The following is a 23,358-nucleotide window of genomic DNA, read 5'->3' as shown; positions in this document are numbered from 1 at the left end:
ACCAGGCGCAGATCTACACCGCGACCGGTTGATCGATCGCTAATGCCGCGGTGTTTCGGGGCAGCTCGACCCGAAATGTCGTGCCCTCAGAGCCCGGCAAATGCCGCACCGCGCCGCCCAGGCGCGTCATGATCTCGCGACAGATCGCCAAGCCAAGCCCGGCGCCACCGGCGCGGCCGGGGTCGCTCAACCGCGAAAACTTTTCAAAGATCACCCGCCCTTGCTCGGCCGGAATGCCGGAGCCGTTGTCGATGAAATCGACGGCGCCCGGTTCGGGCCGCCAGACGATACGCAGTTCGGGCTCTGCCGCGTCACAGTATTTTCGGGCATTGGCGATCAGGTTGATGAAAACCTGAGCCAGCCGGTCCGGGTCGGTCTCGATCTCCACGGCCTCGGTGGCACGATCGCGAAGAAGCCGCAGCCCGCCGGGATCGGGCAAGGCGGCGGCTAATGCCCGATCCAGCACCTCTGACAGCACCACCCGGCGCATATCGAGCCGCCCCTGCCCCGCCTCCAGCACCGCGAGATCGAGCAGATCGTCGAGCAGCCGCGTGAGCCGCCCCGCCTCGTCGCCGATGATCGCCGCGAACCGCGCCTGCTCGTCGGGGGCAAGCCCGCCCTCCCGCAGGATCTCGGCAAAGGCGCGAATCGAAGTCATCGGCGTGCGCAACTCGTGGCTGACCTGGCTCAGGAAGCCGTCCTTCTGCACCGAGAGCGCGGTGAGGTTGGCATTGGCCTCGCGCAGCGCCATGGCGGTGCGTTCCAACTCGGCCGACTTCTGTTCGAGGCGACCGGAATATTCCATGATCTGTGCGGTTTCGTCGGCCACGGCGATCAGTTCCTCGACCGTCACGCTCGCGCCTTCGGTCATCTGGCCGATCATCGCATGGGCCGTCGCCGCGCCGACCGAGCCGGCAAGCTCGCGCTCGAGCGCACGGATGAATTCAGGCGTCACGTCCGGCAGGGCACCGTCGCGCCCCTGCGCCGCAGCGGCGCGCGCGAAGATCGCCTGTGCCTCGGCGGATCCGAGGATGCGCTGCGCCATGACCAGCAGGGTTTCGGCATCCGCGGCGCCGCGAGCCCATCCGCCGGGCCCGCCGGAATGGTCGAACACGCCGACGAACTGCGCCCCCTGCAGCCGCTCCACCGGGCCCGGAAAGCTCGCTAGCGACACCGCCACGAAGGCCATGCTGTTGAGCACCAGCGACCACAACGCCGCGTGCAGAACCGGGTCGAGCCCTTCGGACCCGAACAGCGCCTGCGGCCGCAACCAGGCCAGCCCGAATGGCCCCTGCGTCATCACGGCGGCCGGGATCGCCGTGCCGTCGCCGACGCTGGGCAGGAACATGCTCCAGAGCCAGACCGCGAAGCCGATCACGAGCCCCGCCGCCGCCCCGTTGCGGGTAGCGCCGCGCCAGAACAGCCCGCCGAGCATCGCCGGAAGCACCTGCACCACGCCGACGAAGGCCACCAGACCGATCGACGCCAAGGCGGCACCGCCGCCCGAGAGCCGAAAGTAGAGATAGCCCAGCCCCAGCACGCCGAGGATCGACAGCCTGCGCGAGATCAGCACCATGCCGCGCACATCGCCGGACATCACCGCGCCCTGCGCCCGCGCATGCAGCCAGAGCGGCACGACGATGTGGTTCGACACCATGGTCGCCAAGGCGATGGTCGCCACCATCACCATGGAGGCGGCCGAGGAAAAGCCGCCGAGAAAGGCCCAGGCCGCCAGCCCGTCGCGCCCCTCGGCCAAGGGTAGCGTCAACACGAACATGTCCGGATTTGAGCCGTCGGGCAAACGCTCGAGCCCCATCACGGCGATCGGCACCACGAAAAGGCTCATCAACAGCAGATAGAGCGGAAAAGCCCAGCTCGCCGTACCCAGATGCGATTCATCGGCGTTCTCGACGACCAGCACCTGGAACATGCGCGGCAGGCAGAGCAGCGCGGCCGCCGAAAGCAGGGTGAAGCCGACCCATCGCCCGCCCGACTGCTCCCAGGCGGCGATGGGCGAGGCATCGATCCGCGCCAGCATCGCCGAAGGGCCGCCGCCCAGATCCCAGACCACGAAGATGCCCACCGCGAGCAATGCGCCGATCTTGACGACCGCCTCGACCGCGATCGCCATGACGATGCCGTGGTGGCGTTCGTTTGCGTCGAGATTGCGGGTGCCGAAGAGGATGGTGAACAAGGCCAGCCCGATGGCCGACCAAAGGGCCACCGAACCGCCATCCGCCGCCGTGTCGCCGGGTCCGGCGAAGACATCGAGCGACTGGGCGATGGATTGCAACTGCAGCGCGATATAGGGGGTGACACCGACCACCGCGAGCAAGGTGACGATGACGCCCAGCAGCGTCGACTTGCCGAAACGCGAGGAGATCAGGTCGGCGATCGAGGTGATCCGCTGCGCCCGGCCGACCCGCACCAGCTTGCGCAGGAGCCACCACCAACCGAGCATCACGAGGCTCGGGCCGAGATAGATGGTCAGGTATTCGAGGCCGGAGCGCGCGGCGTAGCCGACCGCACCGTAGAAGGTCCAGGCAGTGCAGTAGATCGACAGCGACAGCGTGTAGATCCAGGGGCTTCGCAGCCAGCCATCTCGGCCCTGCGCGGCACGGCGCTCGGCGGCAAAGGCGACACCGAACAGGAAGGCCACGTAGAGCAGCGCGATCCCGACCAGCCCGTTGAAGCCGAGCATCTCAGCTCTCCTCGGCGCGGGCGGCGCGGCGCAGCGCGCGCGCCAGCAGCACCGCGACCAGAACGCTCAGCGCCCATGTCGCGAAGAGATAGACGAGCACCCGCGAGGCCGGCGTATCGCCGCGTGGCCACAGGAGCGGCAGGGCCCAGAGAAAGCCCGCCGCGAGCGGCGCCAGCAACGCCGCGTCGCGCAGCCTTCGACGGCGATAGGAGGCGCGGGCGAGAAAGATCGGCCGTCGCCCGGGGCGCGTGTCCTCACCCCCCGGCAAGGGCACGGACCCGGTCGAGCACCTCGGCGTTCGAGAAGGGCTTGGTCATGAAATGCGTGGCGCCGAGGCTGAGCGCCAGTTCGCGATCGCGGGCCTGACCGCGCGCGGTGAGCATCATCACCGGAATGCCGCGCGTTTCCTCGGCATCGCGCAGCTCCTGAAGGATGTCATAGCCCGAACGTCCGGGCAGCATCGCGTCGAGGATCACGAGATCGGGAGGATGCGCGCGGACCCGCTCCGCGGCGCTGGCGCCGTCGGAATGGGTGTGCACGGTCCAGCCGTCGCGCGACAGGATGAAGCTCACGGCCTCGATGATGTTCGGTTCGTCCTCGATCAGCAGGACACGTCTGGCCATGAACGACCCCTCCCCCGGGCCACGCCTCTCCCCCGGAGCGCGGCCGCGAGGATACTATCGTCACCCGGCGTGGCGGTGTCAAAGCATGCGCGACGGTGTCGGCAGAAGCGACGGCTCGCGGCGCGCCGGACAGTTGTCGCGCGGGCACAGGCTGCAGCCGGGACCGACGGCACGGCGCGTGGTCTCCGCAGGAGCCGTGTCCGAGGGCAGCATCAGCATCACCGCCACCATACGCGGCGGCGCCATCCAATCCGGGCCAACCTCGATCGTGGAGACCGCATAGCACAGGGCGGCCGAGGCCGTCTCCCCGGGCATCATCGCCAGGGCGCGCAAGGGCCGACCCGGCTGGGACAGCGACTCGTATATCGGCCAGAGCGGGCAGGCCACGGCGCCGCGCTGCAAGGTGAGCCCGTCGAGCGCACGGCGCGGCCCCAGCGCGCCGCCAGCGTCGCTGATGACGAGCCCTGCGCGTGCCGGCCCGGCCCCCGGCGGCAGCGCGGCGAGGCGGCGCAACAGTCGCGGCAAGGCGCAGCCCAGCCGCGACGCGAGCGCCAGCGGCTCCGGCGTCTCGCGCCAGCCCCGCGCCACGGTCTCGACCGGCAGGGCGGCCGCATCGGCGCGATAGGTTCTCAGCCAGACGGTGAGGATATCCTGCGCGGCCTCGTCCAGTCCGGGCACCCCCTTCGCCACCTCTTCCGGGCTCATCGCGGGGTCGGGGCCTTCGAGCGCCGGGAGGTGATGCCCGAGCCGGTCGAGCGCCGCTTCGACCTGGTCGAGCGGCGAGAGCGCCGCGACGCCTGCCCCGTCACCCTCGCCCGGCGCTTCCAGATAGCCGGCCAATCTGCGGCTGCTTTCGGCCAGCCGCAGGCTCTCGGCATGGATGTTGCGGTGGAACCGCGCCTGCCAGTCGCGGTCGAGGGCCTCGTTCCCCGCGAGGATCGAGGCGGTCGAGCGGATCGCCGTGGCGGCGGTGATGACCTGATGCAGCGAGGCCGAAAGCTCCGGATCATGCGCCAGCCGGTCGCTCAGACCCGCGACCTGCGCCTTGAGCGTTTCGATCATCTCGGCTTGCGTCTCGACCAAGGCCGCCCAGTCCGGAAAGCGGCTCGCGAAAGCCTCGGCATCCGACGTCGGACGCCCGCGTGCCAGGGCCGCCGCGCCGAGCCGCTCGACACGCGCGCCCCCCGCGCCTTCGGCGATCTGCGCCGGTTCGAGATCGAGCGCCCGGGCCAAGGCATTGAGAAGCCGCCCGCCGATCCGCCGTCGGTCATGCTCGATCAGGTTGAGATATGAAGGCGAGATCCCGACCTGCCGCGCGAGTTCGGCCTGCGCCAGCCCGGCATCGAGCCGCCGGGCCCGGATCCGCCCGCCTGCCAGAGTGCGGCGCGAGGATGGTTCAGCCATAACAAGAGCCTAGCCCGATCAAGGACTTGCTGCGTTCGCGAGAAAAGGAATTTACAGCCTTTTGCACTTTCATGTCGATCAATTTACAGAAAAACCCCCTATCTCCAAGGATTTGTTGCCTCGTTTTCAGTTTCGCCCCGATACTCGGGCTGCACTGATAGGTGTGGCGGCGCGCGGGGGCGGAGGAGGTCCCGGTCGCGTCGACCGGAACTTCAGGGAGGAGACTACATGAGACGACAGAACTTCTCGCGGCGCGGGCTGCTGAAGACCGGCGCGGTGGGTGGCGCCGGCCTGGCCTTGCCGACGATCTTCACCTCGAGCGCATCGGCCTTCACCAACGAACCGACCGGGTCGAGCGTCACTCTCGGCTTCAACGTCCCGCTGACCGGCGCCTATGCCGACGAGGGCGCCGACGAGTTGCGCGCCCTCGAACTCGCGGTCGAGCACCTCAATGGCGGCGGCGATGGCGGCATGCTGCAGACTTTCTCGAGCCAGGCGCTCGACGGCACCGGCATCCTTGGCAAGAAGGTCGAATACGTCACCGGTGACGACCAGACCAAGTCCGACGTCGCCCGTGCCACGGCGCAGTCGATGATCCAGAAGGACGGCGCGGTGATGATTACCGGTGGCTCGTCCTCGGGCACGGCGATCGCGGTACAGGGCCTGTGCCAGGAAGCCGGCGTGATCTTCATGGCCGGCCTCACCCATTCGAACGATACCACCGGCAAGGACCGCAAGGCCAACGGCTTCCGGCACTTCTTCAACGCCTACATGTCGGCGCAGGCGCTGGCCCCGGTGCTGCAGGGTCTCTACGGCACCGACCGCAAGGCCTACCACCTGACCGCCGACTACACCTGGGGCTGGACCCAGGAGGAATCGATCGCTGCGGCGACCGAGGCAATGGGCTGGCAGACCGCCGAGAAGGTGCGCACGCCGCTCGGTGCCGGCGATTTCTCCTCCTACATCGCGCCAGTGCTGAACTCGGGCGCGGACGTGCTGGTGCTCAATCACTACGGCGGCGACATGGTGAACTCGCTGACTCAGGCCGTGCAGTTCGGCCTGCGCGACCGGCAGGCAAACGGCAAGGATTTCCAGATCGTGGTGCCGCTCTACTCCGAACTGATGGCACGCGGCGCCGGCCAGGCGATCAAGGGCATCCCCGGCTCGCAGAACTGGGACTGGAAACTGGAGGATGCCGGCACACAGGCCTTCGTGAAGAGCTTCGGCGAGAAATACGGCTTCCCGCCGAGCCAGGCCGCCCATACCTGCTACGTGCAGACGCTGCTCTATGCCGATGCCGTGGCGCGGGCCGGCGATTTCAACCCGTGCGCGGTGGTCGAGGCGCTGGAGGGCTACGAGTTCGACGGGCTTGGCAACGGCCCGACGCTGTACCGCGCCGACGATCACCAATGCTTCAAGGACGTGGTCGTGGTGAAGGGCGCCGAGACCCCGCAGGACGAGTTCCACCTCGTGGAAATCGTCGAGGTCACGCCGACCGAACAGGTCACCTACCCGCATGACCACCCGATGTTCGCGGGCGGTGCGCTGGGCGAGTGCAACCCGGGGGCCTGAGACCTCCCTTCGACACCGCCGGCCGCGCGGCGCGCGGCCGGTCCCTCCCGACGCGTGCCCCTGACCCGCGCGCGACCGGGGGCGGCTTGACCATCCTCACATATGGACGGGGACCATGGACGCCATACTCATCCAGATCCTGAACGGGCTCGACAAGGGCTCGGCCTACGCGCTGATCGCGCTCGGCCTGACGCTGATCTTCGGCACGCTCGGCGTGGTGAACTTCGCGCATGGCGCGCTGTTCATGATCGGGGCCTTCTGCGCCGTGACGCTGCAGAAGATCCTGACGATCAGCGTCACCACCATTGACCCCGAACGCACCGACTTCCTCGGCAATCCGCTGAAGGTGCAGACCCCTTATGTGGAAAACTGGTTCGGCCCCGAGATCGGCGCCGCCATCGTCGACTGGGCAGTGCCCCTGGCGATCCTGCTGGCCATCCCGGTGATGATCCTCGTCGGCTTCGCGATGGAGCGCGGCCTGATCAAGCATTTCTACAAGCGCCCGCATGCCGACCAGATCCTCGTCACCTTCGGCCTCGCCATCGTGCTGCAGGAAATCATCAAGTATTTCTATGGCGCCAACCCGATCCCGACGCCCGCGCCCAGCACCTTTCGCGGCAGCCTCGACATCGGCGTCTGGCTCGGCTTCGACCCGTTCACGATCATCTATCCCTACTGGCGACTGGTCTATTTCTTCTTTGCCGGCACCATCATCGCCGCCGTCTTCGCCTTCCTGCAATTCACCACATTCGGCATGGTGGTGCGCGCCGGTATGGCCGACCGCGAGACGGTGGGGCTCTTGGGCATCGACATCGACCGCCGTTTCACGCTGATGTTCGGCCTCGCGGCCGCGGTCGCGGGTCTTGCGGGGGTGATGTACACGCCGATCCTCAGCCCGAACTACCACATGGGCATGGATTTCCTGGTGCTGAGCTTCGTGGTCGTCGTGGTCGGCGGCATGGGATCGTTGCCCGGCGCGGTGCTGGCCGGGTTCCTGCTCGGCATCCTGCAGAGCTTCGCCTCGATGAACGAGGTCAAGTCGCTGCTGCCCGGCATCGACCAGATCATCATCTACCTCGTCGCCATCGTCATTCTGCTGACCCGCCCCCGCGGCCTGATGGGCCGCCGTGGCGTGATGGAGGACTAAGCCATGCTCGGATTGGAGCGCAAAGACACCTACCTGATGCTGGCAGTGGCCTTCATCACCCTGTTCGCGCCGATCATCCTGAATCCGTTTCCCGCCGGATCGGCGCTGGCGCAGTTCAACGCGGGCTATCCCGACCTGATGCAGCGCTTCGTGATCTTCGGGATCTTCGCGATCGGCTTCAACATCCTGTTCGGCCTCACCGGCTACCTCTCCTTCGGCCACGCGGCCTTCCTCGGGATCGGCTCCTATTCGGCGGTATGGATGTTCAAGCTGCTGAGCATGAACGTGATCCCGGCGATCCTCCTGTCGATCGTCATGGCCGGCCTGTTCGCTCTGGTGATCGGCTTCGTCAGCCTGCGCCGCTCGGGCATCTACTTCTCGATCCTGACGCTGGCCTTCGCGCAGATGAGCTACAACCTCGCCTACTCGGTGCTGACGCCGGTGACCAATGGCGAGACGGGGCTGCAGATCAGCCTGAACGATCCGCGCATCCTCGACGGCCCCTCGAACGGTGGCCTGCCCGTCACCTCCCTGTTCGGCGCCGAGATGCGCGACAGCACGACGCTCTTCGTCGGGCCCTGGAGCTGGGATTTCTCCGTCGGCTACTATGTCTGCGCGGCGCTGATGCTTCTGGCCTTCTACCTCTCGGTCCGAATTTTCCGCTCGCCCTTCGGGATGATGCTGCGCGCGGTGAAATCGAACCAGCAGCGGATGAACTACACCGGCCTCAACACCCGCCCCTACACGCTGGCGGCCTTCGTGATCTCGGGCATGTATGCCGGTCTCGCCGGTGGGCTCCTGGCGGCGATGGACCCGCTCGCCGGTGCCGATCGGATGCAGTGGACGGCGAGCGGAGAGGTGGTGCTGATGACCATCCTGGGCGGCGCCGGCACGCTGATCGGGCCGGTGCTCGGCGCGGGCTTCATCAAGTATTTCGAGAACATCTTCTCGAAGATCAACGACGGCATCCTGCACCAGTGGTTCGCCTTCATGCCCGACGGGCTGGAGAACGTCATGGTGACACTCATCCATCCCTTCATCGGCAAGGGCTGGCACCTCACGCTGGGCATCATGTTCATGCTGGTCGTGATCTTCCTGCCGGGCGGCTTGGTTGAGGGGGCGCAGCGGACGGGGCGGCTGTTCCGCCGCCGCGACCGCAACGCCGGCCACGTGGAATCCGACGCCGCGCGTCAGCGCGCCGCCGCGGAATAAGGAGGCCGATATGGGCATTCTCGAAGTAAAGGGCGTCAACAAGCGCTTCGGCGGGCTGCAGGCGCTGGGAGACGTCAACCTCTCGGTCAAGGAGAACTCGGTCCACGCGATCATCGGCCCGAACGGGGCCGGCAAGTCGACGCTGCTCAACTGCCTCGTCGGCAAGCTGATCCCGGACTCGGGCAGCGTGATGTTCGACGGCAAGTCGGTGCTCGGCCGCAAGCCGCACGAGATCAACCAGATGGGCATTTCCAGGGTCTTCCAGACGCCCGAGATCTTCGGCGATCTCAGCGTTCTGGAGAACGTGATGATCCCCTGCTTCGCGCGGCGCGACGGCGCGTTTCGGCTGCACGCCTACGAGACGGTGCGCAAGGAGGCGGACATCCGCGAACAGGCCGAGGCGATGCTCGAGGACGTCGACATGCTCGACAAGCGGCACATGACCGCCTCGAGCCTGTCGCGCGGGGACAAGCGACGGCTGGAAATGGCGATGTGTCTTGTGCAGGCGCCCAAGCTCCTGCTGCTCGACGAGCCGACCGCGGGGATGGCGCGGGCCGACACCAACAACACCATCGACCTATTGAAGGAGATCAAGGCCAAGCGCGACATCACCATGTGCATCATCGAGCACGACATGCACGTGGTGTTCTCACTCGCCGAGCGGATCACCGTGCTCGCACAGGGCACGCCGCTGGTCGAGGAAACGCCAGAGAACATCAAGGGCCACCCCAAGGTGCGCGAAGCCTATCTGGGCGAAGCGCAGGTCTGAGGCGCAATTTCCTTCGAAGGAAATTGCAAAACTCTTCGAAGAGTTTTGCGGGAGAACGACATGAACGAGACAGCGACTTTCGACCGCGATCGCAGCAGCGCCGCGACCCACCCCAAATTCCTCTCGATCTGGGACATCCAAGCCTATTACGGCGAGAGCTACATCGTCCAAGGCGTGAGCTTCGACATCCACGAGGGCGAGATCCTGGCGCTGCTGGGCCGCAATGGCGCCGGCAAGACCTCGACGCTCAGGACCATCGCCCGGCTCGACAACCCGGCGCTCAGGCATGGCGAGATCTGGCTCGACCACAAGCCGCTGCACAAGATGAGGTCGCACGAGGCGGCGGCCAATGGCATCGCCCTGGTCCCCGAGGACCGGCGCATCATCCCCGGTCTCACGGTCGAGGAGAACCTGCAGCTCGCGCAGATCGCGCCGCCTGTCGGCTGGTCGCTGGAACGGATCTACGGCCTGTTCCCGCGGCTCAAGGAGCGCCGCCGGCAGGAAGGCGTCACTCTCTCGGGCGGCGAGCAGCAGATGCTGGCCATCGCCCGCGCGTTGGCACGCGACATCAAGGTGCTGCTGCTCGACGAGCCCTATGAAGGGCTCGCACCGGTGATCGTGCAGGAGATCGCCAAGACGCTGAACATCATCCGCGATCAGGGGATCACCACCATCATCGTCGAGCAGAACGCCGTGGCCGCGCTCAAGCTCGCGGATCGGGCCGTGATCCTTGACACCGGCTCCGTGGTCTATGACGGATCGGCACAGGAGGTGCTCGAGGACGAGGCGCTCAGGCAGCGCTATCTCGCGATCTGAGCACGAGGGAGAGAATGAAGGATCCGCTCATGACACCGCAGCTTCACGAGCCGAGCGAGGAGACCCGCGCCCGCGCCCATCTCGACCGCGCCGGCTATGATCGCATGTACGCGCAATCGATGCAGGACCCCGAAGGGTTCTGGGCCGAACAGGGCAAGCGGCTGGACTGGATCAAGCCGTTTTCCAAGGTGAAGAACACCAATTTCGAGCTGGGCCGGGTTTCGATCGAGTGGTTCGAAGATGGCGCGCTCAACGTCGCGGCGAATTGCATCGACCGGCACCTCGCGACCCGCGGCGCCCAGACCGCGATCATCTGGGAACCCGACGACCCGCAGGCCGAAGCGCAGCACATCACCTATCAGCAGTTGCATGCCCATGTCGGCAAATTCGCCAACGTGCTGAAGAAGATGGGCGTCGGAAAAGGCGACCGCGTCGTCATCTACATGCCGATGATCCCCGAGGCGGCCTATGCGATGCTGGCCTGCGCCCGGATCGGCGCGATCCACTCCGTGGTCTTCGCGGGCTTCTCGCCGGACGCGCTCTCGGCGCGGGTGTCGGGCTGCGACGCCAAGGTCGTAGTCACCGCCGACGAGGCCCCGCGCGGGGGCCGCAACACCCCGCTCAAGACCAATGCCGACAAGGCTTTCGAGAAGTGCCCCGAAGGCACGCAGATGCTGGTGGTCAAGCGCACCGGCGGCGCGGTCGAGATGGTCGAGGGCCGCGACCATTGGCTGCACGAGATGGAGGACGGCGTCTCCGAGGACTGCCCAGCGGAGGAGATGGGCGCGGAGGATCCGCTCTTCATCCTATACACCTCCGGCTCCACCGGACAGCCCAAGGGCGTGGTGCACACGACCGGCGGCTATCTCGCCTATGCCGCGATGACGCATCATTACGTCTTCGACTACCATGACGGCGACGTGTTCTGGTGCACCGCCGATGTCGGCTGGGTCACCGGGCACAGCTACATCGTTTACGGGCCGCTCGCCAATGGCGCGACCACGCTGATGTTCGAAGGCGTGCCGACCTATCCCGACGCTTCGCGCTTCTGGGAGGTCTGCGAGAAGCACAAGGTGAACCAGTTCTACACCGCCCCCACCGCGATCCGGGCCCTGATGGGCAAGGGCGAGCATTGGGCCGAGGGCCGCGATCTGTCCTCGCTCAAGGTGCTGGGCACGGTGGGCGAGCCGATCAATCCGGAGGCCTGGGAGTGGTACGACCGGGTCATCGGCAAGGGTAAGGTGCCGATCGTCGACACTTGGTGGCAGACCGAGACCGGCGGCCACATGATCACCTCTCTGCCCGGCGCCATCGCGACCAAGCCGGGCTCCGCCACCCTGCCCTTCTTCGGGGTCGAACCGGTGGTGCTCGACCCGCAATCGGGCGCCGTGATCGAGGAAACTGAGGCCGAGGGTGTGCTCGCCATTGCCGACAGCTGGCCCGGGCAGATGCGCACCATCTGGGGCGATCACGACCGGTTCGAGCAGACCTATTTCTCGCAATATCCGGGCTACTACTTCTCCGGCGACGGCTGCCGTCGCGACGCCGACGGCTATTATTGGATCACCGGTCGCGTCGACGACGTGATCAACGTCTCCGGCCACCGCATGGGCACCGCCGAGGTCGAGAGCGCACTGGTCGCGCACAAGGCGGTCTCCGAGGCCGCCGTCGTCGGCTATCCGCACGAGGTGAAGGGCCAGGGCATCTATGCCTATGTGACGCTGATGGAGGGGGTCGAGGCGAGTGACGCGCTGCGCAAGGAACTCGAGAATTGGGTCCGGCAGGAGATCGGCCCGATCGCCAAGCCCGATTGCATCCAGTGGGCGCCCGGCCTCCCCAAGACCCGCTCGGGAAAGATCATGCGCCGCATCCTGCGCAAGATCGCCGAGAACGATTACGGCAGCCTCGGCGACACCTCGACGCTGGCCGAACCGCAAGTCGTCGAGGATCTGATCCAGAACCGCATGAACCGCGGCTGAGCCTGTATCACGCGCTGCTGGCCGGTTTTGCGCCGGCCCGCAGCGAAACCCCGGGGCTTCATCCTTTTTCCATAATCTGCCGGGATCATCGCTTCGTGGGGCTTCTGATTCGGGAGCATGAGATGGATCTTGTCAGACAGATGCCGCCGATGTCCTGGCTGGCGACCGGGGATATCGCGCAGTCACGACTCGAGCCGGCCTCCGCGGCGCGACCGCGACCTGACCTGCCGCCCGTGACCGCCTCCGAGCGCACGGATTTCGTTGCCCCGCGCCCACCGGATCAGAGTCGCTTCGGTCTCGTGCGAGCGGGGCTCATGTCGCCGTCCACCTCGATCAAGGAATATTCGCCCGAGCGGGCGCTCAAACCATGGGGCGTCGCCATGCTGCCCGACAGCGCCCGCCAGGAGGAACTCCGCGAAGCGAGAGTTGCCCTCGAAGCGAAGGCGGATTCCCGAATTTCAGAACCGGCGCCCGCCCCGCTGCCCGAGGCGCCCCCCGTGCCGACAGCCATCGATCTGGCCCCGGCGCCTCTGATACCGCTGCGCGACAACGATCCCATCGAACCGATCCCCACGGACCCCGGCACCGGCGACGCCTGACGCGGCACCGCTTTGCGCCCCTTGGTCGGGGGCTGCTTTCCTCGCCCTTCGAACCGGCGTATAAGCCCCCGGAACTGCAGCCCGGACGGGCGTGATACGAGGGGCCCAGAGCTATGAGCGACAAGACCAGCCACGACAGCGATGTCAGCTTCATCCGCGCGCTGGCGGAACTGCTGAACCAGAACGATCTGACCGAGCTTCAGGTGAAGCGCGATTACGGCGAGAATGACAGCCTGAACGTCCGGGTCAGCCGCGCCCGCGAAGTCGTGCAACAGGTCGCCATGCCCGCGCAGCAGAGCCAGCCCGCCCCGATGGCCGCCGCAGCGGCCCCGAGCCCGGCCGCGGCTCCCGCCGCCGCCGTCTCCGACGACCCCGCGAGCCATCCGGGCGCCGTTACCTCGCCCATGGTCGGCACCGCCTATCTGCAGGCCGAGCCCGGCTCGCCGCCCTTCGTTTCGCCGGGCGCGCAGGTGAAGGAGGGCGACACCGTCCTCATCATCGAGGCGATGAAGACCATGAACCAGATCCCCGCCCCCCGCTCCGGCACCGTCAAGCGCATCCTCGTCGAGGATGGCAGCCCGGTCGAGTTCGGCGCGCCGCTGATGATCATCGAGTGAGCCCCATGTTCGACAAGATCCTCATCGCCAACCGCGGCGAAATCGCGCTGCGCGTCGTGCGCGCCGCGCGCGAGATGGGCATCAAGTCCGTCGCCGTACACTCCACCGCCGATTCGGATGCCATGCATGTGCGCATGGCCGATGAGGCGATCTGCATCGGCCCGCCCCCCTCGGGCCAGTCCTATCTCTCCTTCCCGGCCATCCTCTCGGCCTGCGAGATCACCGGTGCCCAGGCGATACATCCGGGCTACGGCTTCCTCTCCGAGAACGCCGCCTTCGTGCAGGCGGTCGAGGATCACGGCCTGACCTTCATCGGCCCGACCGCCGAGCATATCCGCGTCATGGGCGACAAGATCACCGCCAAGGACACGATGAAGGCGCTGGGCGTTCCTTGCGTGCCGGGCTCGGATGGCGGCGTGCCGACCGTCGAGGCGGCCAAGAAGATCGGCGCCGAGATCGGCTACCCGGTGATCATCAAGGCCACCGCCGGCGGCGGCGGACGCGGCATGAAGGTCGCGAAGTCCGAGGCCGAGATCGAGCGCGCCTTCCAGACCGCGCGCTCCGAGGCCAAGGCCGCCTTCGGCAATGACGAGGTCTATATCGAGAAGTACCTCACCACGCCGCGCCACATCGAGATCCAGGTCTTCGGCGACGGCAAGGGCGGCGCGGTGCATCTGGGCGAGCGCGACTGCTCGCTGCAACGGCGTCACCAGAAGGTGCTCGAGGAGGCCCCCGGCCCCTGCATCACGCAGGAGCTGCGCGACCGGATCGGCAAGGTCTGCGCCGACGCGGTGTCGAAGATCAACTATGCCGGCGCCGGCACGATCGAGTTCCTGTTCGAGAATGACGAGTTCTACTTCATCGAGATGAACACCCGCCTGCAGGTGGAGCATCCGGTGACCGAGGCGATCTTCGGCGTCGATCTCGTGCGCGAGCAGATCCGCGTTGCCGCCGGGCTGCCGATGTCCTTCGCGCAGGAGGATCTGCAGATCCGCGGTCACGCGATCGAGGTCCGGATCAACGCCGAGAAGCTGCCGAACTTCGCGCCCTGCCCGGGCCGGATCACGCAGTATCACGCCCCCGGCGGCCTTGGCGTCCGGATGGACAGCGCGCTCTATGATGGCTACCGCATCCCGCCCTATTACGACAGCCTGATCGCCAAGCTGATCGTGCATGGCCAGGACCGGGCCGAGGCGCTGGCCCGTCTCAACCGGGCGCTGGGCGAGCTGATCGTCGATGGCGTCGACACCACCGTGCCGCTGCACCACGCCCTCTTGGGCGAACCCGACATCCTCAAGGGGGATTACAACATCCACTGGCTCGAGCGCTGGCTCGACCAGACCCTGCAAGGATAAGGCGGGGGCCGCGCATGGTCTCGCGGCCCGAGCCTCGGCTGACGCCGGAACTGCTGCTGCACGGCTATGCGCAGGGCGTGTTTCCCATGGCCGAAAGCCGGGACGACCCGGAGATATTCTGGGTCGACCCGCAGCGGCGCGGCGTCCTGCCGCTCGACCGCTTTCGGATCTCGCGCAGTCTTGCCCGGCGGATGCGCCGGGGTGCCTTCGAGATCGCCGTGAACGGTGATTTCCAGGCAGTACTGGAAGGCTGCGCCGACCGGCCGGAGACCTGGATCAACGACGAGATCTTCGATCTCTACACCGCGCTGCACCGCATGGGCTTCGCCCATTCGGTCGAGATACGCCATGACGGTGCGCTGACCGGCGGCATCTACGGCGTCACGCTGGGCAGCGCCTTTTTCGGCGAAAGCATGTTCTCGCGCCGCACCGATGCGTCGAAACTGGCTATGGCATGGCTGGTGGACCGGTTGCGCCTCGGCGGTTTCACCCTGTTCGATGCACAGTTCCTGACCCCGCATCTCGCCAGCCTCGGCTTCGTCGAGATCCCGCGCGCCCGCTACAAGGCGGCGCTGGCCGAAGCGCTGGCGCTACCGGGCGATTTCATCGCTCCTGGCCCGCCCGCGCCGGCTCAGGAGGTTCTGCAGCGCAGCGCCCAGACGTCGTAGCGCGGGTGATCCATCGCGTTGAGCGCGGGTGCAGAGGCAATGATCCAGCCCTGGAACACCGGCTCCTCGATCTTCTGGTAGCGCACGACGAGATGCTCGTAGGCGTCGCCCGCCGGGTTGTCGGCGGGATACCGGCACTCGTCCAGTTCGATCGAGAGATGCCCCACCGTGCCGGTCTCGCCCGCCGCGAGATCGAGATCGGTGACGATACCGGTGATCTTGTCGAGCACGCGCAGCACGCCACCGGGGGCCACGGCGGCCTCCTGCGCGACCACCGGCGTGGCGACGAGCGCCAGCGCAAGGCTCGCGGCGCGGATCACTCGGGCTGCCACGCGTCGTAATCCTTCATGTCGGTCGGTGCCGCGCGGCGGATCGAGCCCTTCGGCGCATAGGCCATCTCTGTACCGGTATGGTTCGGCTCGTGCGGCTTTTCCCAAGGACGGTGCACCAGCGGCCGCTCGGTCGGCGGCTGATCCCAGATCCGGTGCAGCCAGCCATGCCATTCGGGATCGATACGGCTCGCTTCGACTTCGCCGTTGAAGATGACCCAGCGCCTCGAATCGTCGGCGGTGCGATAGAAGATGTTGCCCTGCCGGTCCTCGCCCACCTTCTGGCCATTGCGCCAGGTGAAGAGCTGGGTGCCGAAGGTCTGCCCGTTCCACCAGGTGAAGAAGCGCTTGAGGGTGCTGCCAAAGCTCATGACCGGTCTCCTGTCCTGCGCCCCGTCATGCCGCAAACGGCGACCGAGGTCCAGTGGTGAGCGCGGCTCAGAGGGCCCGCGCGGTGGCCTCGATCTCGATCCGCATCTGGAGCTCCATCAGCCCGCATTCGATCATCGTCGCGGCCGGTGGCGCATCGCCCCAGGCGGCGCGCAGCACCGGCCAGCAGGCGGGGAAATCGCTCCGGTCGGGCAGCATGTAGGTGACGCGCACCACATGCCCCATGTCGGAGCCCGCAGCCTTCAGCGCCGTTTCGAGATTGGCAAGCGCCTGTTTGCACTGCGCCTCGACGCCGTCGGGCAGCGTCATCGTGGCGTAGTCGTAGCCGGTGGTGCCGGAAACGAAGACCCACCCATCGCAAAGGACGGACCGGCTGTAGCCGATCCGTCCCTCGAACTCCGATCCGGAGGTAAAGCAGCGCTGCACGGCCTCAGCCGGCCGAGGCGGCCTCTTTCTTGGCGCCGTCGGCATGGATCATCAGCGGCTTGCCATCGCTCACCGCCTCTTCGTTGACCACGACCTCGGTGACGCTCGACAGGCTCGGCAGCTCGAACATCGTATCGAGCAGGATGCCTTCCATGATCGAGCGCAGGCCACGCGCGCCGGTCTTGCGCTCGATCGCCTTGCGGGCGATCGCGGTGAGCGCATCCTCGGTGAAGGTCAGCTTGGTGTCCTCGATGTCGAACAGCCGCTGGTACTGCTTGACCAGCGCGTTCTTCGGCTGGGTCAGGATCGTGACGAGGGCCTCCTCGTCGAGATCGGTCAGCGTCGCGATCACCGGCAGACGACCGACGAATTCGGGGATCAGGCCGAACTTCAGCAGGTCCTCGGGCTCGAGATCGCCGAAGATCTCGCCGATGCCGCGGTCGTCCTGCCCGCGCACGTCGGCGCCGAAGCCCATGGCCGAGCCCTTGCCGCGCTGCGCGATGATCTTGTCCAGACCGGCGAAGGCGCCGCCGCAGATGAACAGGATGTTGGTGGTGTCGACCTGCAGGAACTCCTGCTGCGGATGCTTGCGCCCGCCCTGCGGCGGCACGGAGGCGACGGTGCCTTCCATGATCTTCAGAAGCGCCTGCTGCACGCCTTCGCCCGAAACATCGCGGGTGATCGACGGGTTGTCGGACTTGCGGGTAATCTTGTCGACCTCGTCGATATAGACGATGCCGCGCTGCGCCCGCTCGACATTGTACTCGGAGGCCTGAAGCAGCTTGAGGATGATGTTCTCGACATCCTCGCCGACATAGCCGGCCTCGGTCAGCGTCGTGGCGTCCGCCATGGTGAAGGGCACGTCGAGGATGCGGGCCAGCGTCTGCGCCAGCAGCGTCTTGCCGCAACCGGTCGGGCCGATCAGCATGATGTTGGATTTCGAAAGCTCGATGTCCGAGGACTTGGCCGCGTGGTTGAGCCGCTTGTAGTGGTTATGGACCGCGACCGAGAGCACGCGCTTGGCATGCATCTGACCGATCACGTAATCATCGAGCACGTCGCAGATCTCGCGCGGGGTCGGCACCCCTTCGGAGGATTTCAGGCCGGAACCCTTGGTCTCCTCGCGGATGATGTCCATGCACAGCTCGACGCATTCGTCGCAGATGAACACGGTCGGTCCCGCGATGAGCTTGCGCACCTCGTGCTGGCTCTTGCCGCAGAAGCTGCAGTAGAGCGTGTTCTTGCTGTCGCCGCCGGACGTGCTTGCCATATCGAACCCCCGGGCCATCGGCCCTGCTTTATCTCTCTCGGACTGCCCTTGATCAGACGATAAGGCAGCCATTTCGCGGCCACAACGCCAAAATCCCGGCGCGGTATCGGCGATCACCCCGGTTTGACGGGGGTGATCGCCCGCCGGATCAACCGGCGGTGTTGGGCGTCTTGTCCTCGCCCTGATCGCGGCTGGTCAGGATCTCGTCGATCAGGCCCCAGTCGCGCGCCTCCTCGGGCGACATGAAGTTGTCGCGCTCGAGCGCCGCCTCGACCTTTTCCAACGGCTGGCCGGTATGGTGGACGTAGATCTCGTTGAGCCGGTTCTTGAGCTTCTGGGTCTCGGCGGCGTGGATCATGATGTCCGTGGCCTGACCCTGATAGCCGCCCGAGGGCTGGTGTACCATGACGCGGGAGTTCGGCAGCGAGAAGCGCATGCCCTTCTCGCCCGCGGTCAGCAGCAGCGAACCCATCGAGGCAGCCTGGCCGATCACGAGTGTCGAGACCTTGGGCCGGATGTACTGCATGGTGTCGTAGATCGACAGGCCGGAGGTGACGACACCGCCGGGGCTGTTGATGTACATCGAGATTTCTTTCTTCGGGTTCTCGGCCTCGAGGTGCAGAAGCTGCGCGACGATGAGCTGGCTCATGCCGTCATGCACCGGGCCATTGACGAAGATCACGCGCTCTTTCAGCAGGCGCGAGAAGATGTCGTAGGCGCGCTCGCCGCGGCTGGTCTGCTCGACCACCATCGGGACGAGGTTCATGTAGGTCTCAACGGGATCGTGCATCTGCTCTGCCTTTTCGGGAACGCTTGCGTCTCGTGCGGATCTTGTCCTTCGAGAGTCTTAGTGGTCTGCCCGGGGGGTTTCAACTGCACCCCGGCGCGAGCGCGGGGTCAGCGGGCGCGGCATCGGGCCTCGGACCGGTGAACGAAGGCTGGAGATCGAGGCGGGGGACCGGGTCGCCTGCCGTACCCAAGCAGTACGGGCGCGACAGGCGACACCGGGTGACCGTCCGGCAGCGAAACGGCCATGGTGCTCCCCACCTTCCATCAGTCGTCTCCGCCCGTAAGCAGGAAGATCAGGAACGCAACCACCACCAGACCCGCAAGGGCGGCCACCATCGTTGCGATGGTCATGGCGTCCTCCTGGTCGTGTCGGGGCCAACGCGGAGTGCGGCCGGCGGTTCCGCCGCGCCGCGGCGCGGCGCCGCTCAGACCATCGCCTCTGGGATCCCCGGCAGGTTGCGCCCGAGCCGCCAGGCGGGGCGCAGCGGATAAGGCAGGAGCAGCCCCTCGCGCAGCTCCGGCACGCGGGCGCTGTCGGCCCGCACCATGCCGCGCCACCGCGCCACGAGTTCGCGGCCGCTTTCGCCCGGTCGCTGCGGCCCGGCCTCGCCCATCCAGTGACGCATGCAGGCGTCGCGCAACGGCTCCACCGCCGCCCTGCCCGCAAGCCGCACCCCGGCCTCGGTGTCCCAATGCATCGAGCGGCCGTTCAAATTGGCCGAGGACACCAGAGCGTCGACATCATCGGCGATCGCGATCTTGGCGTGGACATAGATGATCGGCGCACGCCACATGCGGGCCCGTGGTCCGACGTCCTTCTGGCCGGCGCGGCGCGGCGCGGCCGGTGACAGGATCAGGGCCCGATCCCCGAAGGCACGGCGGATCTTGCCGATGCAGCGCGCCTGCAGGTAATCGCCGTATCGCGCATCAATCCGCGCGCGGGCGAAGGCTGCATCCTCCGGCGCGGCCGGAAGCACCATGATGAGGCCGAGATCGGGGTTGGCTCGCGCCGCACGGACAAGGGACCGCGCGATGTCCCGGTCACGCATGAACTGGGTTTCGACATAGATCAGGTCGCGCCCCCCGGCAAAAAGGTCGCGATGCGCGTCGAACAGCTCCTCGACCTGCCGCTTGGGTGACATGCGCAGGATCGAGGGGGTACGATGCGCCGAGAGTGTGCGCAGGATCCGGCCCGTGGGCTCTGGCGTGGCGCCCGCGTTGATCCGCAGATAGCTGTCGAGATGCCGATGCGCATCGGCCACGGCCCCGCCGCCCATCAACAGTTGGACGTCGTGCCAGGTTTCCTGCGCGGGCCGGTCATGGCGCGGCGTGTCGAAACGACGATCGTCGAGATCGAGACCGCCGATATACAGCCATTTGTCGTCGAAGACCGCGAGCTTCTGGTGATGGGTCGCGAGATAGAGTTCCGGGATCGGCCAGGGCTTGGCCACGAGCCGGCCCCGGCGTTCGGTGATGTGATCCCTCAACCCGGGCCGCAGCTGCAGCATTTCGGCGCGGTCCTCGGGCGGCAGCCCACTCAGCTGGCAGGCCGTGCGATGCAACTCGCGCCAGGTCTTGTACCACAACAGAGCGCGCGGCACCGCGCCGACCCGCGCCGGATGCATCGCCGGTCGCAGCACCAGCCGCTCCGGGTGGCCCGAGGCCTCCCCCGCCGCAATCAGGCCGCGGATCGAATCCCATGTCATCGCGTGCATCGAGGTGACGGCGATCGGGTCGAAATCGGTGATCGCGATCTCGACCCGCAGCCCCTCGCGCAGCTTGTGGGCGATGAGGTCGAACCAGATTTCGCCGATCTTGCGGGCCGACACGGAATGCAGCTGGGTAAACGGGTCGAAGACGCGAAACGACATGCGCACCCGGTCGCGCGCCTCTAGGAAGCAGCGCTCGAACACCGGGTAGGCCTGTTCGGCGGTGATCAGGGGCAGCGGGATATCCGGGTCGTCGGGCAGCTCCGGATCGGGGAGTGCTGCACGGGCCCAACGGGCATGGGAGGGGTCGTTCTCGCCGCGATCTGTATCGGTGCGACCTGTGCCGCGCCGCTCGCGCAACGGAAAGCCCAACTCCTCATCCATGGCATCCAGCCTTAATAGTCCTGCGGATCATACTGCATTTCGCGCACCGGAAACCCGGTCGACAGGCGATATATACCTGCCTCGTGCAAGGTCTCGCTAGGTCCGCCGAGCTGCGCCGCGAAGGCCTGGATGAGGTTCATCCCCAGGCCCTGCGCCCGCGCTCCCTTGGAGGCCGTCTTCTGGTCGGGCATGGCGCTGGGCGCGGAGTTGGAAATCTCCAGCCGCACGGTCCCACCGTTTTCGCGCCGCAGCGACACCGAGACCCAAGTCGTGCCTTCGGCGTCCGGCGTGGCGTTGGCCATGGCATTGGCGAGCGCCTCGGAGGTCAGGAGCGACAGCGGTACCGCCTGATCCGGCAGCAACTCCAGATCCTCGAGGTCCAGCCGAGTGGTCATCTCGGGACGAGCGCCGGAGGCGCCGGATTGCTGCGCGACGATCTCGCGCAGCAGCCGCGCCGCGTTGACCCGACCGACATCTTCGCTCTCATAGAGGGTCCGGTGGATCGTGGCGAGGCCCAGCACCCTGTCCTGCAGGCGGCTCAGGATCTCGCGCGTGGCAGGATCCTGGGTCCGACGCATCTGCATCGACATGATCGAGGAGATGAGCTGCAGGTTGTTCTTGACCCGGTGGTGCACCTCCTTGAGCAGGATCCCGCGTTCGCGCAGCTGGTCCTCGAGCCGGGCTTCGTCCTGCAGGATGTTGCCGGCCATCTGCACGAATTCGCCCTCGATCTCGCGCAGCTCGCGCGACATGTCACCCGCCGTTCCCTGCGGCGGCAGCTGCCGGTTGGCACCGAAGCGGCGCATCGAGCGGCCCAGCCGACGCACATGGCGGATCACCAGCCGATGGATCGCGTAATAGGCCACCAGAAGGCTGGCCGCCCACATCAGGATCGGGAAGAGGTTCGTCAGCCAGGGCGTGGCGAAGCCTTCCGCAGCGGGCCAGATACCGAGCGCGAAGACCGCGCCCGTCACCAGCGGCGTCACCGCGTAGACCAGTCGTTCGCCGGAGGGCGCGCGGGCGGCGGAGGCAGTGGCGCGCAAGCCGGTCTGTTCGCTGAGATCGAACCCTTCCGGCAGCAGATCCTCGAGCGGTTTCCCGGCGTTCTGCACCGTCAGCACTTCGCCCAGCTCGTTATAGGTGACGAGCTGGATCGGTTTGCGGTCGGGCGAAACCGAGCTGACCGGTGACGCGATGCGACGCTGCGGGATCGCGAGCTGGACATAGCCCTTGAACCCGTTCCCGGTCTCGATCGGGCTGGCGACGTTGATCACCGGCTCGTCGGCGATCTCGGTGCGCTGGCTCAGCGTCACGATGGAGTTGGGCGAGACCGACATCTGCTCCCAGATGCGGGTCTCGCGCATGTCGAGCGGCGCGTCGAGCGACGAGCAGCGCAGGATGCCATCGGCATCGACCAAGCCGATCATCGCGTAGAGACGGCGCCCCTCGATGTAGCGGTCGAGATAGCTCGAACAGCTCTCGGCATCGTCGAGCTCGTCGATGACGACGCCCAGAGCCTCGGCCACGCCGAAGGCGCGCTCGATGGTCTGTTCCACCGGCGCGCCCGCCTGCGCCGTGAGCGCGAGCAGTGACAATTCGGACCGCCGCAGCGTTTCGCGCTGGAACTCGGCGGTCTGATAGATCGCGATAAGCCCGATCGGCATCAGCGCGATGGTCAGGAAGGCGACCACCCGCAACACCAGCCCATGCGCGCTGAACCAGCCGCCGGCCTGCGCCGCCCGGTTCCGCTCGCCCGTCGTTTCGGTCACAAGTGAGGCCCACCATGGGCCGCAAGAACGGCCATCGTTGCCTCATCCGTCATTCCCAGCCCGTCCTCGTCTTCGAGCTCCAGCAGCTCGGCGAGACGGACGCGCGCCCGGTTGGCACGGCTCTTGATGGTGCCGATCGCCACGCCGCACATGCCGGCCGCTTCCTCGTAGGAAAAGCCCGAAGCCCCGACGAGCGCCAGCGCCTCGCGCTGTTCGTCCGGTAGCTGCGCAAAGGCCCGCAGGAAATCGTTCATCTGCAGGCGACCGTCATGCGCTGGCTTTTCGGCCAGCGACGCGGTGAACACCCCGTCGACATCCGCCACCTCGCGCTGTGCCTTGCGACGCCCCGAGTAGAAGGTGTTGCGCAAAATGGTAAACAGCCAGGCCCGCAGATTAGTGCCGGGTTTGAACTTGTCGAAATTGGTCCACGCCTTGACCACGGTGTCCTGCACGAGGTCGTCGGCTTGGGCCCCATTGCGCGTCAGCGACAGCGCGAAGGCCCTCATGGCCGGGAGGTGCCCGACCAGCTCGTCTCTCGGATCTTGATGGCTCATTCTAGCCCCTGCCCACCTTGCCTGCATCCGCCGTTTCCCTGTCCGGCGTGGTCTGGTCGGCGTCGGACGATGCGGCAGCCGCATCCTCACCGGCCTTCAGCCGCGCCAGCAGATCGGTGAACCGGTCTGGCAAAGCCTCGTCGGTGAGCTGCTGGAAGGCGCGCTTCAAATGGGCGTCGATGTCTCCACGCGCGCTCCCCTGGTCCCTCTGTGTCATTCCCGCTTATACCCTCGTCATTGTCCGCAGCCTCGCTTAGCATGACCGCATCATGGAAC

Annotated in this window: 23 protein-coding genes; 10 read left to right on the top strand and 13 right to left on the bottom strand. The window is 66.8% G+C overall.

The genetic code is table 11. The features are described 5' to 3' along the window. Positions 1 to 13: 13 nt before the first annotated feature. The 4 genes from ACRAQ3_RS05990 to ACRAQ3_RS05975 all read right to left on the bottom strand — a co-directional run bounded on the left by ACRAQ3_RS05990 (position 14) and on the right by ACRAQ3_RS05975 (position 4,728). A complete protein-coding gene (locus ACRAQ3_RS05990) occupies positions 14 to 2,701 on the bottom strand; it encodes an ATP-binding protein (protein ID WP_432256004.1) in 2,688 nt (895 codons plus the stop codon). Position 2,702: 1 nt separating this feature from the next. After that, positions 2,703 to 2,975, bottom strand: a complete 273-nt coding sequence (locus tag ACRAQ3_RS05985) for a hypothetical protein (protein ID WP_432256003.1) — start codon at positions 2,973 to 2,975, stop codon at positions 2,703 to 2,705. Beyond that, entirely contained in the window at positions 2,956 to 3,324 is a 369-nt protein-coding gene (locus ACRAQ3_RS05980; protein WP_085894867.1) for a response regulator transcription factor, read from the bottom strand. Before ACRAQ3_RS05980 ends, ACRAQ3_RS05985 begins: the two co-directional genes overlap by 20 nt. A 78-nt stretch (positions 3,325 to 3,402) precedes the next feature. Continuing rightward, entirely contained in the window at positions 3,403 to 4,728 is a 1,326-nt protein-coding gene (locus ACRAQ3_RS05975) for a short-chain fatty acyl-CoA regulator family protein (RefSeq protein ID WP_432256002.1), read from the bottom strand. 228 nt (positions 4,729 to 4,956) lie between these two features. On the opposite strand from ACRAQ3_RS05975, the gene ACRAQ3_RS05970 reads away from it, so the two are divergent. The 10 genes from ACRAQ3_RS05970 to aat all read left to right on the top strand — a co-directional run bounded on the left by ACRAQ3_RS05970 (position 4,957) and on the right by aat (position 15,462). After that, positions 4,957 to 6,300 (top strand): substrate-binding protein, encoded by a 1,344-nt coding sequence (locus tag ACRAQ3_RS05970; RefSeq protein WP_269397949.1) that lies wholly within the window; start codon positions 4,957 to 4,959, stop codon positions 6,298 to 6,300. Between the two features lie 115 nt (positions 6,301 to 6,415). Then, positions 6,416 to 7,447, top strand: a complete 1,032-nt coding sequence (locus tag ACRAQ3_RS05965; protein ID WP_269397948.1) for a branched-chain amino acid ABC transporter permease — start codon at positions 6,416 to 6,418, stop codon at positions 7,445 to 7,447. A 3-nt stretch (positions 7,448 to 7,450) separates the two neighbouring features. Further along, on the top strand, positions 7,451 to 8,659 hold the full coding sequence (locus ACRAQ3_RS05960; protein WP_085894863.1) for a branched-chain amino acid ABC transporter permease: 1,209 nt from the start codon (positions 7,451 to 7,453) through the stop codon (positions 8,657 to 8,659). Positions 8,660 to 8,669: 10 nt separating this feature from the next. Further along, on the top strand, positions 8,670 to 9,428 hold the full coding sequence (locus ACRAQ3_RS05955) for an ABC transporter ATP-binding protein (protein ID WP_269397947.1): 759 nt from the start codon (positions 8,670 to 8,672) through the stop codon (positions 9,426 to 9,428). Positions 9,429 to 9,488: 60 nt separating this feature from the next. Next, complete coding sequence (locus ACRAQ3_RS05950) at positions 9,489 to 10,244, top strand: ABC transporter ATP-binding protein (RefSeq protein ID WP_269397946.1); 756 nt, start codon at positions 9,489 to 9,491, stop codon at positions 10,242 to 10,244. A gap of 29 nt (positions 10,245 to 10,273) precedes the next feature. Then, positions 10,274 to 12,223 (top strand): acetate--CoA ligase, encoded by a 1,950-nt coding sequence (gene acs / locus ACRAQ3_RS05945; protein WP_432256001.1) that lies wholly within the window; start codon positions 10,274 to 10,276, stop codon positions 12,221 to 12,223. Positions 12,224 to 12,363: 140 nt separating this feature from the next. Next, positions 12,364 to 12,822, top strand: a complete 459-nt coding sequence (locus tag ACRAQ3_RS05940) for a hypothetical protein (protein ID WP_432256000.1) — start codon at positions 12,364 to 12,366, stop codon at positions 12,820 to 12,822. Between the two features lie 113 nt (positions 12,823 to 12,935). Then, complete coding sequence (gene accB, locus ACRAQ3_RS05935; RefSeq protein WP_432255999.1) at positions 12,936 to 13,439, top strand: acetyl-CoA carboxylase biotin carboxyl carrier protein; 504 nt, start codon at positions 12,936 to 12,938, stop codon at positions 13,437 to 13,439. Between the two features lie 5 nt (positions 13,440 to 13,444). After that, positions 13,445 to 14,794, top strand: a complete 1,350-nt coding sequence (gene accC / locus ACRAQ3_RS05930) for an acetyl-CoA carboxylase biotin carboxylase subunit (RefSeq protein ID WP_269397942.1) — start codon at positions 13,445 to 13,447, stop codon at positions 14,792 to 14,794. A gap of 14 nt (positions 14,795 to 14,808) precedes the next feature. Then, positions 14,809 to 15,462, top strand: a complete 654-nt coding sequence (gene aat / locus ACRAQ3_RS05925; protein WP_432255998.1) for a leucyl/phenylalanyl-tRNA--protein transferase — start codon at positions 14,809 to 14,811, stop codon at positions 15,460 to 15,462. Here the strand turns inward: aat and ACRAQ3_RS05920 are convergent. The 9 genes from ACRAQ3_RS05920 to ACRAQ3_RS05880 all read right to left on the bottom strand — a co-directional run bounded on the left by ACRAQ3_RS05920 (position 15,426) and on the right by ACRAQ3_RS05880 (position 23,299). Next, positions 15,426 to 15,794 carry a DUF2155 domain-containing protein gene (locus tag ACRAQ3_RS05920; RefSeq protein ID WP_373568041.1) on the bottom strand — a complete coding sequence of 123 codons (369 nt, stop codon included), beginning with the start codon at positions 15,792 to 15,794 and terminating at the stop codon, positions 15,426 to 15,428. The genes aat and ACRAQ3_RS05920 overlap by 37 nt on opposite strands. Then, positions 15,779 to 16,162, bottom strand: a complete 384-nt coding sequence (locus ACRAQ3_RS05915) for an NADH:ubiquinone oxidoreductase subunit NDUFA12 (RefSeq protein ID WP_432255997.1) — start codon at positions 16,160 to 16,162, stop codon at positions 15,779 to 15,781. The genes ACRAQ3_RS05920 and ACRAQ3_RS05915 overlap by 16 nt, the downstream gene beginning before the upstream one ends. A 67-nt stretch (positions 16,163 to 16,229) precedes the next feature. After that, a complete protein-coding gene (locus ACRAQ3_RS05910; protein ID WP_432255996.1) occupies positions 16,230 to 16,607 on the bottom strand; it encodes a RidA family protein in 378 nt (125 codons plus the stop codon). 4 nt (positions 16,608 to 16,611) lie between these two features. Then, positions 16,612 to 17,877 (bottom strand): ATP-dependent Clp protease ATP-binding subunit ClpX, encoded by a 1,266-nt coding sequence (gene clpX / locus ACRAQ3_RS05905; RefSeq protein WP_269397939.1) that lies wholly within the window; start codon positions 17,875 to 17,877, stop codon positions 16,612 to 16,614. Positions 17,878 to 18,025: 148 nt separating this feature from the next. Continuing rightward, positions 18,026 to 18,667: an ATP-dependent Clp protease proteolytic subunit gene (locus ACRAQ3_RS05900; protein ID WP_085894854.1), complete on the bottom strand. Its 642-nt coding sequence runs from the start codon at positions 18,665 to 18,667 to the stop codon at positions 18,026 to 18,028. Between the two features lie 424 nt (positions 18,668 to 19,091). Further along, positions 19,092 to 20,759: a hypothetical protein gene (locus tag ACRAQ3_RS05895; RefSeq protein WP_432255995.1), complete on the bottom strand. Its 1,668-nt coding sequence runs from the start codon at positions 20,757 to 20,759 to the stop codon at positions 19,092 to 19,094. Between the two features lie 11 nt (positions 20,760 to 20,770). Then, on the bottom strand, positions 20,771 to 22,528 hold the full coding sequence (locus ACRAQ3_RS05890; RefSeq protein ID WP_432255994.1) for a sensor histidine kinase: 1,758 nt from the start codon (positions 22,526 to 22,528) through the stop codon (positions 20,771 to 20,773). Then, complete coding sequence (locus ACRAQ3_RS05885) at positions 22,525 to 23,082, bottom strand: RNA polymerase sigma factor (protein WP_085894851.1); 558 nt, start codon at positions 23,080 to 23,082, stop codon at positions 22,525 to 22,527. Before ACRAQ3_RS05885 ends, ACRAQ3_RS05890 begins: the two co-directional genes overlap by 4 nt. A gap of 1 nt (position 23,083) precedes the next feature. Further along, positions 23,084 to 23,299, bottom strand: a complete 216-nt coding sequence (locus ACRAQ3_RS05880) for a NepR family anti-sigma factor (RefSeq protein WP_432255993.1) — start codon at positions 23,297 to 23,299, stop codon at positions 23,084 to 23,086. Positions 23,300 to 23,358 lie beyond the last annotated feature (59 nt).

The organism is Limimaricola sp. AA108-03 (assembly GCF_050847355.1).
In the GTDB taxonomy this organism is placed as follows: Bacteria; Pseudomonadota; Alphaproteobacteria; order Rhodobacterales; family Rhodobacteraceae; genus Limimaricola.
This window is presented reverse-complemented; position numbering and strand designations above follow the sequence as displayed.